This is a genomic window from Pseudomonas sp. BF-B-26 (assembly GCF_019956495.1).
Taxonomy (GTDB): Bacteria; Pseudomonadota; Gammaproteobacteria; order Pseudomonadales; family Pseudomonadaceae; genus Aquipseudomonas.
Genome location: NZ_JAHBDP010000054.1, coordinates 52,848 through 67,719, shown reverse-complemented (window position 1 = coordinate 67,719; position 14,872 = coordinate 52,848). Strand labels below are relative to the sequence as shown.

The 14,872-nt window shown below is 59.9% G+C and carries 17 protein-coding genes; 7 read left to right on the top strand and 10 right to left on the bottom strand.

Annotated elements, in window-relative coordinates; translation table 11 throughout:
* Window positions 1-10 precede the first annotated feature (10 nt).
* Window positions 11-496, bottom strand: coding sequence for an adenosine-specific kinase (locus KGB03_RS05070; protein ID WP_111452511.1), 486 nt, complete (start codon window positions 494-496; stop codon window positions 11-13).
* A gap of 174 nt (window positions 497-670) precedes the next feature.
* Here KGB03_RS05070 and KGB03_RS05065 point away from each other — a divergent pair, with 174 nt between their 5' ends.
* The 3 genes from KGB03_RS05065 (at window position 671) to KGB03_RS05055 (ending at window position 3,198) form a co-directional block, all read left to right on the top strand.
* Window positions 671-871, top strand: a complete 201-nt coding sequence (locus tag KGB03_RS05065) for a YbdD/YjiX family protein (protein ID WP_111452512.1) — start codon at window positions 671-673, stop codon at window positions 869-871.
* Between the two features lie 153 nt (window positions 872-1,024).
* Window positions 1,025-1,957 (top strand): GlxA family transcriptional regulator, encoded by a 933-nt coding sequence (locus KGB03_RS05060; RefSeq protein WP_218537800.1) that lies wholly within the window; start codon window positions 1,025-1,027, stop codon window positions 1,955-1,957.
* A 263-nt stretch (window positions 1,958-2,220) separates the two neighbouring features.
* On the top strand, window positions 2,221-3,198 hold the full coding sequence (locus KGB03_RS05055; RefSeq protein WP_223526493.1) for a carbon-nitrogen hydrolase family protein: 978 nt from the start codon (window positions 2,221-2,223) through the stop codon (window positions 3,196-3,198).
* 160 nt (window positions 3,199-3,358) lie between these two features.
* Here the strand turns inward: KGB03_RS05055 and KGB03_RS05050 are convergent, their stop codons facing one another.
* The 3 genes from KGB03_RS05050 to KGB03_RS05040 form a co-directional block, all read right to left on the bottom strand.
* Window positions 3,359-4,057 carry a dienelactone hydrolase family protein gene (locus KGB03_RS05050; protein ID WP_218537802.1) on the bottom strand — a complete coding sequence of 233 codons (699 nt, stop codon included), beginning with the start codon at window positions 4,055-4,057 and terminating at the stop codon, window positions 3,359-3,361.
* Between the two features lie 120 nt (window positions 4,058-4,177).
* Window positions 4,178-4,693, bottom strand: coding sequence for a DoxX family protein (locus tag KGB03_RS05045; protein WP_008151486.1), 516 nt, complete (start codon window positions 4,691-4,693; stop codon window positions 4,178-4,180).
* Window positions 4,694-4,750: 57 nt separating this feature from the next.
* Window positions 4,751-4,954, bottom strand: coding sequence for a hypothetical protein (locus KGB03_RS05040; RefSeq protein ID WP_008151484.1), 204 nt, complete (start codon window positions 4,952-4,954; stop codon window positions 4,751-4,753).
* Between the two features lie 388 nt (window positions 4,955-5,342).
* Between KGB03_RS05040 and glsB the strand changes: the two genes are divergently transcribed.
* From glsB to KGB03_RS05025, 3 genes are all read left to right on the top strand, one after another.
* Window positions 5,343-6,251 carry a glutaminase B gene (glsB, locus tag KGB03_RS05035; protein WP_223526492.1) on the top strand — a complete coding sequence of 303 codons (909 nt, stop codon included), beginning with the start codon at window positions 5,343-5,345 and terminating at the stop codon, window positions 6,249-6,251.
* A 185-nt stretch (window positions 6,252-6,436) separates the two neighbouring features.
* The gene (locus KGB03_RS05030; RefSeq protein ID WP_223526491.1) at window positions 6,437-7,939 is read left to right on the top strand and encodes an aldehyde dehydrogenase family protein; all 1,503 of its coding nucleotides are present in this window, start codon (window positions 6,437-6,439) and stop codon (window positions 7,937-7,939) included.
* Between the two features lie 167 nt (window positions 7,940-8,106).
* Window positions 8,107-8,457 (top strand): BON domain-containing protein, encoded by a 351-nt coding sequence (locus KGB03_RS05025; RefSeq protein WP_111452520.1) that lies wholly within the window; start codon window positions 8,107-8,109, stop codon window positions 8,455-8,457.
* A gap of 65 nt (window positions 8,458-8,522) precedes the next feature.
* On the opposite strand, the gene KGB03_RS05020 is transcribed toward KGB03_RS05025, so the two are convergent.
* Together KGB03_RS05020 and cynS are read right to left on the bottom strand one after the other, a co-directional pair.
* Window positions 8,523-9,185 (bottom strand): carbonic anhydrase, encoded by a 663-nt coding sequence (locus KGB03_RS05020; RefSeq protein WP_223526490.1) that lies wholly within the window; start codon window positions 9,183-9,185, stop codon window positions 8,523-8,525.
* Window positions 9,186-9,245: 60 nt separating this feature from the next.
* Window positions 9,246-9,713 (bottom strand): cyanase, encoded by a 468-nt coding sequence (cynS, locus tag KGB03_RS05015; RefSeq protein ID WP_218537804.1) that lies wholly within the window; start codon window positions 9,711-9,713, stop codon window positions 9,246-9,248.
* Window positions 9,714-9,837: 124 nt separating this feature from the next.
* Between cynS and cynR the strand changes: the two genes are divergently transcribed.
* The gene (gene cynR / locus KGB03_RS05010) at window positions 9,838-10,743 is read left to right on the top strand and encodes a transcriptional regulator CynR (RefSeq protein WP_223526489.1); all 906 of its coding nucleotides are present in this window, start codon (window positions 9,838-9,840) and stop codon (window positions 10,741-10,743) included.
* Here the strand turns inward: cynR and KGB03_RS05005 are convergent.
* The 4 genes from KGB03_RS05005 to KGB03_RS04990 form a co-directional block, all read right to left on the bottom strand.
* The gene (locus KGB03_RS05005) at window positions 10,729-11,031 is read right to left on the bottom strand and encodes a hypothetical protein (RefSeq protein WP_111452523.1); all 303 of its coding nucleotides are present in this window, start codon (window positions 11,029-11,031) and stop codon (window positions 10,729-10,731) included. The two genes, cynR and KGB03_RS05005, sit on opposite strands and share 15 nt — an antisense overlap.
* A 125-nt stretch (window positions 11,032-11,156) precedes the next feature.
* On the bottom strand, window positions 11,157-11,486 hold the full coding sequence (locus KGB03_RS05000) for a hypothetical protein (RefSeq protein WP_008151464.1): 330 nt from the start codon (window positions 11,484-11,486) through the stop codon (window positions 11,157-11,159).
* A gap of 520 nt (window positions 11,487-12,006) precedes the next feature.
* Window positions 12,007-12,528 carry a GNAT family N-acetyltransferase gene (locus KGB03_RS04995; RefSeq protein ID WP_223526488.1) on the bottom strand — a complete coding sequence of 174 codons (522 nt, stop codon included), beginning with the start codon at window positions 12,526-12,528 and terminating at the stop codon, window positions 12,007-12,009.
* Window positions 12,529-12,918: 390 nt separating this feature from the next.
* Entirely contained in the window at window positions 12,919-14,868 is a 1,950-nt protein-coding gene (locus tag KGB03_RS04990) for a DNA topoisomerase III (protein WP_223526487.1), read from the bottom strand.
* Between the last annotated feature and the right edge of the window lie 4 nt (window positions 14,869-14,872).

Below are 14,872 nucleotides of genomic sequence, written 5' to 3'. Positions count from 1 at the left end.
CCTGCTTTGCTCAAAGTTTGTAGCCGATCTGCCGCAACAGGTTCTTGCGCCACAGGATGTCTTCCTCGCCTTCAATGCCACGGGCACAGAAGCCATCCACCACGCCCAGAATGGCTCGCCCTTGGTCCGTCTCGGCCAGAATCACTTCAGTCGGGTTGGCCGTTGCACAAAAGATGCGGCACACCTCTGGAACCATTTTGACGGCGTTCAACACGTTTACGGGATAGAAGCCATCGGCGAGAAAAATGATGAAGCTATGGCCTGCGCCGATGGCTTGGGCATTGCTCCGGGCCAGGTCGATCATGGCGGCATCGGTGCCGGACCAGCGCACCAGGCAGTTGCCGGAAGCTTCGCAAAAGGCCACGCCAAAGCGGATACCTGGCACGGCATTGACCATCGCTTCGTGGATGTCCTCGACGGACTTGATGAAGTGGGTCTGACCGAAAATGAAGTTGGTCGCTTCCGGTTTGTCGATTTTCAACGTGATGAGTTGCATCTCGAACGCCTCCTTTCACGATGTCGTTACTCTTCAGCCTAGCGTGAGAACGAGCCGGGCGTTGAGCGTCACCGCTGTTGATACTTGAAAATACAAATGGCCCCGGTGCTGACACAGTGCAGATACATCAGTGCGCTTTCATGGGCCAATCCCACACGCACAGAGAGAATTGCCATGTACCGCAAACTGCAGCATGTCGCGAAGTTCTTCAGCCAGAGCGCGCGTTTAATGGTTGGCGTACCCGATTACGATAACTACGTTGCGCAAATGGCGCTCAATCATCCCGGCGAACCGGTCATGAGCTATTCGGCGTTTTTCCGCGAGCGTCAGGAGGCCCGTTTCGGCCGTGGCAAATGCAATACCCGTTGCTGCTAGAACTCGCATCGTTCAACCCATCGAGATTGGCCGAGCCGCCGATACCGGTCAGCGTCAGTACCCTAAAGCGTGCAATGACGATCATCTTGCGATGCAACGTCAGTGGCTGTTAAATCAGGCATACCACTTTTAAGGTCAGAAGAGCCAACTGCCATGCACGCCATCGGACTCATCGTTTACCCCGGGTTTCAGGTGTTGGGCCTGGCCATGTGCGCCACGTTCGAGTTGGCCAACATGGCCACCGCCGAACCGGCGTACGACATTGCCTTGCTGTCCGAGCACGGCGGTACGGTGCAGACCTCCGCCGGGTTTGGCGTGGAAACCACGGCGTTCGACCAGCGCTCGTTCGATACGCTGTTGGTGATGGGCGACAACCTGATCCGTCCAGTATCGCCGGGCATGGTGGCGTTTTTGCGCAACGCCAGCCGGACCACCCGGCGTCTGGGCTCGATCTGCAGCGGCGCCATTGCGCTGGCCGAGGCCGGTTTGTTGGATGGTCGACGGGCGACCACGCACTGGTGCCATGCACCGGCGCTGCAGAAGGCGTACCCGAAGGTGAAGGTCGAGGAAGACCGGATCTTCATCAACGACGGCAACATCTGGACGGCTGCGGGCATGAGCGCTTGTGTCGATCTGGCGTTGGCGCTGGTGGAAAAGGATCTGGGCGCGGAAGTGGCGCGGCGGGTAGCCCGGCAATTGGTGGTGTACCACCGGCGCGCGGGAGGGCAGTCGCAGTTTTCGGTGATGCTCGAACTGGAGCCCAAGACCGACCGCATCCAGGCCGCGTTGACCTATGCCAAACAGAACCTGAAGTCCGCGCTGTCAGTCGAGGAACTGGCCAGCGCCGCCAACCTCAGCCCTCGGCAATTCAGCCGTGTGTTCCATGCCGAAACCGGGCAATCACCGGCCAAGGCCATCGAAAACCTGCGGGTGGAGGCGGCGCGTCTGATGATGGAAACCGGTCGGCACCCCATCGACGTGGTGGCGACCGATACCGGTTTTGGCGATCGGGAGCGGATGCGTCGGGCGTTTATCCGCGCTTTTGGGCAGCCACCGCAGGTCATTCAACGCGCCAATCGCGGATGATGCCAGTCAGTCAAACGTGACACCGAACCTGTGGCGAGGGAGCTTGCTCCCGCTGGGTCGCGAAGCGACCCCCTTACCCCAAAAAAGAAGGGGACTGCTGCGCAGTCCAGCGGGAGCAAGCTCCCTCGCCACAGGTTACTCATCAATCGTCGCAGCAGATTTTCATGATGTCCTAAAAGGTGGTGTATTCGACATTTCGGTCTAAATATTATTGGCGTAATTTTGATCTCGAAGTAGTCCATTCCCTCAATGAGATCACCGCCATGACCCTCGTAAAAGCCGCCGCCGTACAAATCAGCCCCGTTCTTTATAGCCGTGAAGGCACCGTCGACAAAGTGGTGCAGAAAATTCTCGAGCTCGGCGAGCAGGGCGTGCAGTTCGCCGTGTTCCCGGAAACCATCGTGCCTTATTACCCGTACTTCTCGTTCGTTCAGTCGCCTTTCGAAATGGCGGCCGAACACCTCAAACTGCTGGATCAGGCCGTCACTGTCCCTTCGGCTGCCACCGAGGCTATCGGCGCCGCCGCCGCCAGACAGGCCGGCATGGTGGTTTCAATCGGCGTCAACGAACGTGACGGCGGTACGCTGTACAACACGCAGTTGTTGTTCGATGCCGACGGCACCCTGATTCAGCGTCGGCGCAAGATTTCCCCGACCTATCACGAACGCATGATCTGGGGCATGGGCGACGGCTCAGGCCTGCGTGCCACCGACAGCGCAGTAGGGCGCATCGGCCAATTGGCGTGCTGGGAACATTTCAACCCGCTGGCCCGTTATGCCTTGATGGCCGATGGCGAACAGATCCATGCGGCGATGTATCCAGGATCGTTTGCTGGGCCTTTGTTCGCTTCACAAATGGAAGTCAGCATCCGCCAGCATGCATTGGAGGCGGCCTGCTTCGTGGTCAACTCCACCGCTTGGCTGAACCCTGAACAACAGGCGCAAATCATGGCCGACACCGGTTGCCCCATCGGCCCGATTTCCGGTGGCTGCTTTACCGCGATCATCAGCCCGGACGGCGTGGTGCTGGGCTCGCTGACCGAAGGTGAAGGCGAGGTGATCGTCGACCTCGACATGAGCCTGATCGATAGGCGCAAACGCATGATGGATTCGCGCGGTCACTACAGCCGTCCGGAACTGTTGAGCCTGCTGATAGATCGCACACCGACGAGCCATGTGCATGAACGCAGTGCTCATCCGAAGTTGATGGTGAACGAGGTGGTAGAAGAAACCAGTCGTTGAGCGGCTGAGACCGTGTCGACGCCATCGCGGCAAGCCATGCTCCTACATTGGAATGCATTTCCCTGTAGGAGCATGGCTTGCCCGCGATGGGGCCATCACAGACACCAAAAAAAGGGGACTTCCACCGGATCGATGGAAGTCCCCTTTTACTCGTCTGGCCTTACAGTTCCTGACCCAAAAAGATCAGTGTATTGCCATGGGCTTCAGCCGCTGCGCGTTGGTTGTAGCTGTCGCGATGCGAGCAGTTGAAGCCATGTTCGGCTTCTGGGTACACGACAATTTCCACGTTATCGTTGGTATCGAAGCGCTCGGCGATTTTCTCCACGGCTTCCAGTGGGATGTGGCTATCCTGTTCACCGAAGTGCATCAGCAGCGGCACTTCGATTTCATCGGCGCGGTCCAGATGATTCTGGATGCCGCCGCCGTAATAGGCGATGGCCACGTCCACCAGCCCATTGGCGGCGGTGTGGTACGAGAGCAGACCACCGAAGCAGTAACCAATCGAAGCGATCCCGCCGTCCAGACCCGGCTGGGCTTTCAAGGCGTCGATGGCCAGTTCGATGTCGGCCTGTGCCTTGCCAACATCGGTGGCGTTCATCAACTCGACGGCGCGTTTCCAGCCGGCCTCGTCGTAACCCAGTTCGATACGGTGGCCGCTGCGCCAGAACAGGTCCGGTGCAATCACCAGGTAACCGTCGGCAGCGTATTGTTCGGCGACCGAGCGGATGTGTTCATTCACGCCGAAAATTTCCTGGATCAACACGATCCCCGGGCCTTTACGGGTGTGCGGAATCGCCAGGTAAGCGCCGAATTTACCGTCGGCGCTGTCAATTTCGATCCATTGGGTGGTCACGCTCATGGTGGCTCCTGTCTACACAAGTGAGTGGGGTGAAGGATACTTGGGGTGTGTGGTGTTGAAGCTTGGCATCGCCTGCATACGTTTCCATCATTCGGCGAAACCGTCCACTGCAAATACCCTTCAGCGGTTATCGCGACGCCAGAAGACTCGAGCCAGCAGCGCATCGAGGCTGAGCTTGCCGGCACCCGAGAGCAACAGCGGCATAAAGGCCGCGAGGTAGATCAGCGGCAGTTTGAAGTTGCCGTGCCCCTTGTTGCTGATGGCGTAACCCTGAGCAAGCTCACTCAATGTAGACCAATCGGCCGGCCAGTGAACGGCGGCAGTCGCGACGACCGTGACCACGATCAAAATGATTGCCGAGATCCGTGTCCCCAGGCCGACCAGTATGGCCAGGGCGCAGATCAGTTCGGCCCACATCGACAGTTCCCAGTTCAGCGTGGCCGGCACGTGGTTGAAGGGGAACGGGAAGCTGTCCTGAATATCGGCGAACCAGTTTTCGCCATTGAATTTTTCCAGGCCTGATTCGAAGAACTCCCACGCGAGGAACACCCGCAGGGTCAGCGGCGCAATCCAGCTACCGGCACGGTCGAGGTTCAGGTGCAGGCCTTTCACGGCCGATGAGAGTGAGGTGGTCATGGGCTTGATCTCCGTTCAGTCAGGGAGGAGGGGCACAGCGGTGCCCCATGCAAAGGGTTACTCGCTGGCGCCGCACTTGCCTTCGCCACATTTACCTTCCGCCGGTTTTTCTGCCGAGTCGGCCTGGACCTGGCTGTAGCCGTGGGCCAGTTGTTTCATGCTGAACGCCTCGGACTCAGAGGCAGAAGCCACGTTGGACAGGGCCAGGCCGCCAGCGATGATCAGGCCGAGGGTCAAGGAAGAGGTCGAGAGCTTGAACATGGTGATACTCCGTAGCATTGAGTGAGTTGAGCGCTTTGATCGGCGTGGCCAATCGACAGGCACAGTTCATCAAGCAGGTGTATCTGCGATGTGTCTTTGGCGTGGGGTTTTAGGGGCAGGGTGTGTCGGGAGGGGCGTTGTACACACTGTGATACGTAACCCACTGATCTCTTGTGGGAGCGGGCTTGCTCGCGATAGCGGTGTGTCATTTAAAAGTGATGTTGGCTGACACACCGCCTTCGCGAGCAAGCCCGCTCCCACAGGGGATCAGTGGGGTATTGGAGATTGGGTTTATCCAATGCCACGGAAAACTGTGATCCGGCCTCGACCGCTGGCGTCTAGCGTCTGTGTCCCCGCAATCCCATGGGGCGAGACTTCGGAACCCGGCATGCAAGCGCTGTTGAACGAGATCCTTGACGCAGTTCGTCCCCTGATCGGCCAGGGCAAGGTGGCTGACTACATTCCCGCCCTCGGTACGGTGCCGGCCGATCAGTTGGGCATCGCGGTGTACGGCAATGACGGCGAACTGTATTGCGCCGGCGATGCCCATACGCTGTTCTCGGTGCAGAGTATTTCCAAGGTGTTCAGCCTGGTGCAGGCCATCGAGCACTCCGGCGAAGCCATCTGGCAGCGCTTGGGTCACGAGCCTTCCGGCCAACCGTTCAATTCGCTGGTGCAACTGGAATTCGAGCGCGGGCGCCCGCGCAATCCCTTCATCAACGCCGGTGCGCTGGTGATCTGCGACATCAATCAGTCACGCTTTGCCGCGCCGGCACTGTCGATGCGCGATTTTGTCCGTCGACTGTCCGGTAACCCGCAAGTCATGGTGGATGGCAAGGTGGCCGAGTCCGAATACCAGCACCGCGCGCGCAACGCTGCGATGGCTTATCTGATGCAGTCGTTCGGCAATTTCCACAACGACGTCGAAGCGGTGCTGCGCAGTTACTTCAGCCATTGCGCGCTACGCATGAGCTGCGTGGATCTGGCGCGGGCGTTCTGTTTTCTGGCCAATGACGGCTTCTGCAAGCACAGCGGCCAACAGATCCTCACCGCCCGCCAGACCCAGCAAGTCAACTCGATCATGGCCACCAGCGGCCTCTACGATGAAGCCGGCAACTTTGCCTATCGCGTCGGTTTGCCCGGCAAGAGCGGCGTGGGCGGGGGGATTGTCGCGGTGGTGCCGGGGCAATTCACGGTGTGCGTCTGGTCGCCGGAGTTGAACACCGCCGGCAACTCCCTCGCGGGCATGGCCGCGCTGGAGTTGCTGAGTCAGCGAATTGGCTGGTCGGTGTTCTAGGCACGGTACCGCGGCTCATGACGGCCACCCTGGAAAACAGGAAACGCTGATGTATCTCTTTCCGCGTAGGAGGGCCGGGTGCAGGGCCGCCGGGTTTTCGATCACCGGTCAGGCGTGCGGTTAATGACGCTCCAGGGATTTTCCTATACATTTTCCGGCCGCCCCCTGCATGGTGAAACCGCTTCATGTCTCTTGCGCTCGAACGTCTAGTCGCTGGCACGCCGATCCCTTTCGCTGGTAACCGCGTCACTGTGGTCAGCCCCGAATTGGCCGCGCGTTTTCAGCCCGGGGACCATTTGCTGGTGGAGCAGGTCAGCGGCGAATTGTTGCTGATCCCGGTGGCTGACCAACAAGCGGCGGCCATTGCAATCGAGCGTGCCGATGCGGCCTTCAGCGCAATGTCCGCGGTCTCCGATCAAGCCATCAGCGAGTTCTTCGATCGCTTCGCCCAACGCCTGGAAAACCCTGACTGCTGGGCCTTGATCGAAGCCGCCAACCTGGCCGACATCGAGCGGGCCAAGAGCCGCGGACGCTCCACCACGCGGCTTCTGGCGGATGAACGCATGCGACGCGACATGATCGCCGGCCTCAGGGCCTGGCGCGATGCGTCCGCCACGCGCGGCAAAGTGGTCAGTTGCATCGAGCATGACGGCTGGAAAGTCGAGCAAGTGGTCTCGCCCCTGGGCATCGTCGCGTTCGTCTTCGAAGGCCGGCCAAACGTCTTTGCCGACGCCGCCGGTGTGTTGCGCACGGGTAACACGGCGGTGCTGCGCATTGGCAGCGATGCGCTGGGCACGGCGCAAGCCATCGTCGCCCATGCACTGAATCCGGCACTGAGCGATGCCGGGTTGCCGACCGGCGCGGTGTCGCTGGTGGAAAGCGTCAATCACGCCGCCGGCTGGGCGATGTTCGCCGACCGGCGCCTGTCGCTGGCGGTGGCCCGTGGTTCGGGTCGCGCCGTCAGTCAATTGGGCAGCATCGCCCAACAGGCCGGCACCGCCGTCAGCCTGCACGGCACCGGGGGTGCCTGGCTGATCGCCGACCAAGACGCCGATGCCCAGCGCTTTGCCGCTGTAGTGCGCAACTCCTTGGATCGCAAAGTCTGCAACACGATGAACGTCTGCCTGATTCACCGTGACCGTGTCGCAGAACTGCTGCCGCTGTTCCTCGACGCGTTGCAACAGGCCGGCACCGCACGCGGGCAGGGCTGCAAATTGCACATCGTCGAGGGTAGCGAGCCTTATTTGCCGGCCGATTGGCAGACCGCCAGCGTTGAGGTGTACCGCGCCGAAGGCTATCAAACCGAAGCGTTGGCCGAACCGCTGCCCGAGGATCAGTTGGGCCGCGAGTGGGAATGGGAAGAAACCCCGGAAGTCAGCCTGAAGATTGTCGATGACCTGGACAGCGCCATCGCGTTGTTCAATCGCTACAGCCCGCAGTTCACCGTGTCGCTGATCAGTGAAGATGCCGCGGCTCAGGAACGCTTCTACAGCGCCGTCAACGCACCTTTTGTCGGTAACGGGATTACCCGCTGGGTCGACGGACAGTACGCGCTGAACAAGCCGGAACTGGGGCTTTCGAACTGGGAGAGCGGTCGCCTGTTTGCTCGCAGCGCGATTCTCTCGGGAGATGGGGTGTTCACGATCCGCAGTCGCATGACCCAGACGGATCTGTCGGTCAAACGCTGATCCAGCACCACGACCCCGGTCAACAGCCGCACTATACTTAATGTGCGTCCGTAGGGGCGTGGCGAGCACTCCAAAACGAATCAGATGTCCATAACGCTCGCCTGAGCATCAAGGCTGCACAGCCAATGGACGGGCAGTGCATCTGATGACGGAGAGAGGGTTACATCATGAAACTTCATTCCTTCCAACAATACTCTCATGATCTGGAAAGGGGCGTTCACGACACGTGGATTACCGCCAGGGTGAAGTCAGCCCTGGCAATGGCCGAACCCAGCCTTGGCCTGCAAATCCATGTCAAAACCCATGGGGGCACGGTGGCATTGAGCGGTCGCGTCAACACCCATAAACAGTGTGAGCAGGCTGTTGCTCTGACCCGTTCGGTTCAGGGGGTCGTCGATGTCGATGCCAGAGACTTGCTGACTCACGTGTTCAGGCCAGGCAGTATTCCAGAACCACCCAATGCGGAAGAGGCCCCTGAGCGTCGGCCACCATCGTCAACCAGGATCGACGATAAATAACCCGGTCGATCGTGTCAGTGCAGCGCTCCCGTGAGCCGGGAGCGCTGCGTCGATGGATACACACTTCAGGCTGCTGCTTCTATGGCTCGGGCTTGAAGGGCGCAGGTGTCCGGATACTCGGCGAGCGCCACAAAACGGTGGCTGTTGGCATCCAGGGCGTCGACCGAACCGGTCTCGATGTCGTACACCCAACCATGCAAATTCAACAGGCCTTTCTCCTGAGCCAGGCGCACGCTCGGATGCGTCTGGATGTTGGCCAGTTGCGCGATGACATTCTCCCGAACCATTGAACTCACCTTCGCCGCTTCATTGGCGTGAGGGCGGGATTCGTTGATGACTTTCGCTGACTCGGCGTGTTGCAACCAGCCGCTGACGGCGGGCAGGTGGTCCATGCATGTGCACTTGGCGACGGCGGTCATGGCGCCGCAGTCCGAGTGCCCGCAGATCACAATGTCGGTGACGCCGAGCACCGCGACCGCATATTCGACCGTGGCCGACACACCTCCGGGGTGAGGGCTGTAGGAGGGCACGATGTTGCCGGCGTTGCGGATCACAAACAGTTCACCGGGTTCCTGTTGGGTCAGCAGCTCCGGCACGACACGGCTGTCGGAACAGGTGATGAACAGCGTGCCCGGATGCTGGGTAGTGGCCAGGTGTTTGAACAGGTCGGTCCGTTGCGGAAAGGCGTCTTTCTGGAACTTCAAAAAACCTTCGATGAGCGCTTTCATTGCGATGTCCTCATGGGTGAGTCGGGTTTGGCCCGCACATCCGTGCGGGCCGGTATCCGCTTAGAACGGACGCAATGGCAGGAACTTGCCGTCGAGGGTAATCACCGCGCGGGAGCCGCCTTCCGGGTCTTCGACTTTCTTCATGTCGAGCTTGAAGTTGATCGCACTGATGATGCCGTCGCCGAATTGCTCATGAACCAGGGCTTTCAGGGTGGTGCCGTAAATCTGGATCATTTCGTAGAAGCGATAGATGGTCGGGTCGGTCGGGACACCCGAGAGGCTGCCGCGCAGCGGAATGATCTGCAGGCGGGCCACGGAGTCGGCGTCCAGGTCCAGTTTTTCGCCAATCACCTTGGCAGCGCTTTCCGGCAGCGGGTGCTGACCGAGCAGGGCGGCAGTGACGTAGGCCAGGCCGAGGCCGGTGCCGTCGGTCAGATCCTGCCAGGACAGGTTTTTGCGCGTTTTTGCATCGAGGATCGACGTGGTCAGGGCCAGGCTTGGGTCGTTGTAGGCGTGGGACTGTTGCATGGTGATTCTCCTGTCGGGAGTGATGTTGCTTGGGTGTGGAGCCATCTTCTGCCGATCGATCCATAGCGTCCAAGACCGATATACAATGCAGCGCATAAGCACAGCCTATAGATGGTGATTCCCCATGCTGCTCCGACATTTGCGCTATTTGCTGGCGGTCGCCGACCATGGCGGTTTCACTCGCGCCGCCGAGGCGCTTCACGTTTCGCAGCCGACCCTGTCCCAACAGATCCGGCAACTGGAAGAAACCCTGGGGGTCAGCCTGTTCGACCGAACCTCGCGCACGGTCAAACCCACCGATGCGGGAGAGGCCTACATCGAATGCGCTCGTCGGGTGCTGGTGGAACTGGAGGCGGGTAAACGTGCGCTGCATGACGTGAAGGACTTGTCCCGCGGCACCTTGCGGCTGGCCATGACCCCAACGTTCATGGCGTACCTGGTGGGGCCTCTGGTGCGCGATTACGTGGCGCGGTATCCGAACATCCATTTACAGATTTTTGAGCTGTCGATGGATGACATCGAGACCGGGCTGTTGAATGACTCACTGGACATCGCCATCGCGTTTACCCAGGTCAGAAATGCCGACATCGAGTCGATCCCGGCGTTTACCGAGACTTTGGGCGTTATGGTGGGGCGCGATCACCCGTTATACGAAAGCCAGGTCGCATTGTCCGCGCAAGAGGTCGCGCAACTGGAGTTTGCGCTGCTGGCCCCGGACTTCGTGACCCGCACCCGCATTGATGAGTACTTTGCCCAGGAGCAGATCACGCCGAAGGTGGTGATCGAGGTCAACTCGGTGAGCACCTTGCTGGAAGTCATTCGGCACACGGCCATCGCCACCATCCTTCCGGAGCCCATTGCCACCGAGGACCGGGCGTTGCGCAAAATCCCGTTATTGGGGGAGGCGCCCAAAAGAGGAGCCGCGCTGCTTCGACGCAAAAACAACTATCACAGTGCAGCGTCGGTGGCGTTTATGGAGCTGGTGTTGGGGGCGGCAACGGGTGAGTCGACAACCTCAGTCCTCTACTAATTGGCAGACACCATTGGGCGCCTTGCCCGTGGAGGACACCGTGACCGAGTCGTCATCGGAGAGGAGGATCGAGATGACGACGCCAGAACCCCTGGCTTCGAATCGGCGATCGTCGATGGCTTTGGTCTCGGCTTCCTTGCTGTTGATCAACACCGGGCCGTCCTGATCCGCGTGGACGATGATTTTGCCGGGGCAGTCCGCATCGAACAACGGCACGCCAGTGATGCTGTTTGCATGGGCAGCACTGGCCATTACGAGTAACAGCAAGCCTGTCAGTTGTATGTTCATCACAAACCTCCAATGATCCAATGCACACGGTTAACGATAGCGTTGTTTGGTGCGCACGAGACAAACAAAAAAGGCCCCGCTCGATATGACGAGCGGGGCCTTTTTATGGATGGGGTGTAGAGGTATCAGTAGAACCGGTCAATCACCCGAACTTCGTTCTGGTTCTGCATCGAGGCCCACGCCTGTTTCAGCGTTTGCAGAACATGACCGATGAAGTCCTTGTCGGCCGCGGCTTTCTTGCCGACATAGCCTTGGCCGCGACGGTACATCTTCAGTCGGGCGAGCAGGTTCTGGTTGTTCTTGTCGAACTCCGCTTCATGGGCGTGAGGCGACAGGCAGTCGATATGCACCTGGCCCGACTTGCTGATCCACAGAATATGGCTGTCATGGCTGTCTTTTTGCGCAGCGAACAGATGAGCCAGTTCATCGATAGTGGGTTGATTGTTCAGATTCATAGTAAGCCCCTTGACCATTTGGTGATCTTTCAAAGTTGATTCGCTAATACAGGTAGCCCATCGGTTAGTTGATCCCTGGCACCGAAACCAGGACGTCAGCGGTCAGCCGCCAAATTGACGGGGGCCCGCGTCTGTTGCATGTAGTCGTGTTGAATAACTGCTACGCAATAGCGTCACAACGAGGAGAAGCAGCGAAAACCTTCAGGCCACTGCCGACATTTTCAGGGTCGGCCACAAGCTTCATGAGGATTGATCGCCAGCGCTTCTCGTCCTTGTACTGGACGTTCAGGCCAGGTCAGCTTCTTCAATCTGCCTTGTGGGCAGCGTGTATCCGGGAAAAACAGCTCGGCGGTCAGACGAGCTTGCTCAAACGTGTTGCCTGTACTCCCGATCGGGGAGACGTCTGCATCATGCAAGGGCAAATCGGAGGCGTCAACGGTTTTGTAGTGATTATTTTTGATCACTACATATTGTCGGACAAAGTCGTTTGGAATTAAAAAGCCGAATGGGAAAGCGCCGGTCAGGACGCTGGCAGCGATGTCTGAAATCGGTAAACGGTGCAGGGATAACCGTCTACCGGCAGCTGATGCAGGGTGAACTCGCCATGGGTGAGATCAGCCAGGACCCGGGCCCAGAACCGCTGCGCAGGCTGATTCACGTCGAGGTGGAAAATTTGCCATTGACCGGGGAACCGGCTCAAGAGGGTGGAAACGACAAACTTCGCGACGCCTTGGCCACGAAAGCGTCGACTGACAAAGAAGTAGCCGATGTTGTACTCGGCGCCGTGAAGATGGGTTTCGTCATCCACCGTCACGAAACCGGCCAATTCTCCGTCGACCTTGATCAAAAACGGCCTGGTGGCGGGGTTGCGCCAGTAACCCGGTTTGGGCTGAGCGTTGAAGAAGCCATGCTCACCGAGCTTCAGCGGCAGCCACTCGCTGAAGTCATACAGGTAGAACTGCATCAGGTTTTCAATCGTTTCCAGTTCGTCGCGCTGGGCGGCGTGCAGTTCAATCAAGGGCTGGCTGCTGATTGTCGCCATGATCGTACCTCTCAGAAAGCAGGGCTGTTGCCTGGCGGGTAAGCTGTGGAAGCTGTCTTGCTTCGGGTAATGCTGTTCACTTAGGCGCGCTCTGGGATCGTGCGTACCTTTGCGGCGAGCGAGCTTGCTCGCGCTGGGCTGCGTAGCAGCCCCAAAAATCTGACAATCATTGCCGACTTTTTGTGAGTGCTACGCACTCAAGCGGGAGCAAGCTCCCTCGCCACAGGTTTCTCTGATTCAAGACTCTCTTAAGTGAACAGCATTATCTTGCTCCGGGCGTTCCGACGAAAGCGGTGTGCCAGCAACACGAATGTTGACTGACACTCCCTCTTCGCGAGCAAGCCCGCTCCCACAAAGAACATAGTCCATTCGGGCTCGCTCGAAATCCCCTCAGGCCTTGCTCGCCGGTTTTGCCGCGCGTTTGGCGCCCGTCGAGGGCTTGCGTTTGGCGGGCTTGCGTTTGTTTTTCCACGGAGTGGCACCGCGCCCGGCGGGGCTTGCCGGTCCGCTGATGGTCAGGCTCAGGCCGGCGCAACGGGCGACCTGTTTGCTCATCCACGCGGCCTGCTTGGTGACGAATTCTTCCAGGCTCATCTCGCCACTCTGCACCATGTCCAGCGCCTGCTCCCAGATTGCCGTGGTCCCGGGGTCGGCGATGGCACGCGGCACGGCATCGATCAGGCTGAACGCGGCCGGGGTGGCGGCCAGGGCCTTGCCGTTCTTGATCAGATAGCCACGGTCGAGCAGGCCCTGGATGATCGAGGCGCGGGTCGCTTCAGTGCCGATGCCGGTGGTGTCCTTGAGTTTCTGTTTGAGTAGTGGATCTTCCACCAGTTTGGCGACGTTCTTCATCGCCTTGATCAGATCGCCTTCGGTGAACGGTTTGGGCGGTTGCGTCCAGAGGTCCTTGAGCTTGACGTCGGCCACCGCGCAATCACGTCCTTCGGCCAATGCCGGCAGCGTTTGCGGCGCCGGTGCTTCGCGGCCCTTGGCCGGGGCAAGGGCCTCGGGCAGGGCGCGTTTCCAGCCGGGCTCGACGATCTGCTTGCCGACGGCACGCAAGGCTTCACCGGCGCAGTTGAAGTCGGCCTGGGTCCGGTCGTATTCATGGTTGGGCAGAAACTGCGCCAGGTAACGTGCGCGGATCAGGGTGTAGACCGCCCGCTGCTTGCCCGCCAGCCGTTCGAGGTTTTTCGCCGCAGCGGTGGGGATGATGCCGTGGTGAGCGCTGACCTTGGCGTCGTTCCAGGCCCGTGAGCGGCGCTGAGGCTCGAGGAAATCGTTCAAGGCGTTCAGCGCCGGATCCGCCTGTCTCAGCGCGGCAAGTATGCCCGGTGCTTCGCTGTGCTGACTTACGGGCAGGTAACCGCAATCGCTGCGTGGGTAGGTGATGACCTTGTGGGTTTCGTACAGGGCCTGGGCGATGTCGAGGGTTTCCTGGGCGCCGAGCCCGAGCTTCTTCGAGCAGACTTCCTGCAAGGTGCCCAGATCGAAGGGCAGGGGGGCCACTTCGCGCATCCGCTCGGTACGCAGTTTGATCACCCGGGCACTCGCCGCACTGCCAATTGCCGCCGCTGCTTGCTGCGCCAACGCCTGATTCAGGCAGCGATCCTGATCGTCGCAAACCTCGGAGGCTGCACGCCACTGGGCGGTGAACGTGGTGCCGTCGTGCAGCAGTTGCACGTCGATGGCCCAATAGGCGACCGGTACGAAATCGGCGATGCTGCGGTCGCGATCCACCACCAGACGCAGGGTCGGCGTTTGCACCCGACCGACCGGTAATACGCCCTGATAACCGGACTGACGCCCCAACAGCGTGAACAGCCGACTCATGTTCATCCCGATCAGCCAGTCGGCCCGCGAGCGCCCGAGTGCCGAATGGTAAAGGCTGAAGGTCTCGGCCCCCGGCTTCAGGGCTGCCAGCGCCTTGCGGATCGACGCATCGTCCAGCGCTGACAGCCATAGCCGCTGGATCGGCCCGCGATACCGGCAATGCTCCACCAGTTCCCGGGCGATCATCTCGCCTTCGCGGTCGGCGTCGGTGGCGATCACCAGTTCGCTGGCCTCGCCGAGCAGGCGCTTGACCGCTTTGTACTGGCTGGCCGTGCGCGGTTTGACGGTCATTTTCCACTTCTCTGGAATGATCGGCAGATCCGCCAGCACCCAGCGCTTGTAACGCGCGTCATAGGCGTCGGGCGGCGCGGTTTCCAGTAAATGGCCGATGCACCAGGTCACCGTGACGTCCGTTCCCAGCCAGCAGCCGTCGCCACGACGCCTGGCGCCGAGGACGGCCGCAATGTCTTTGGCCTGGGAAGGTTTTTCACAGAGGTACAGCCGCATAACC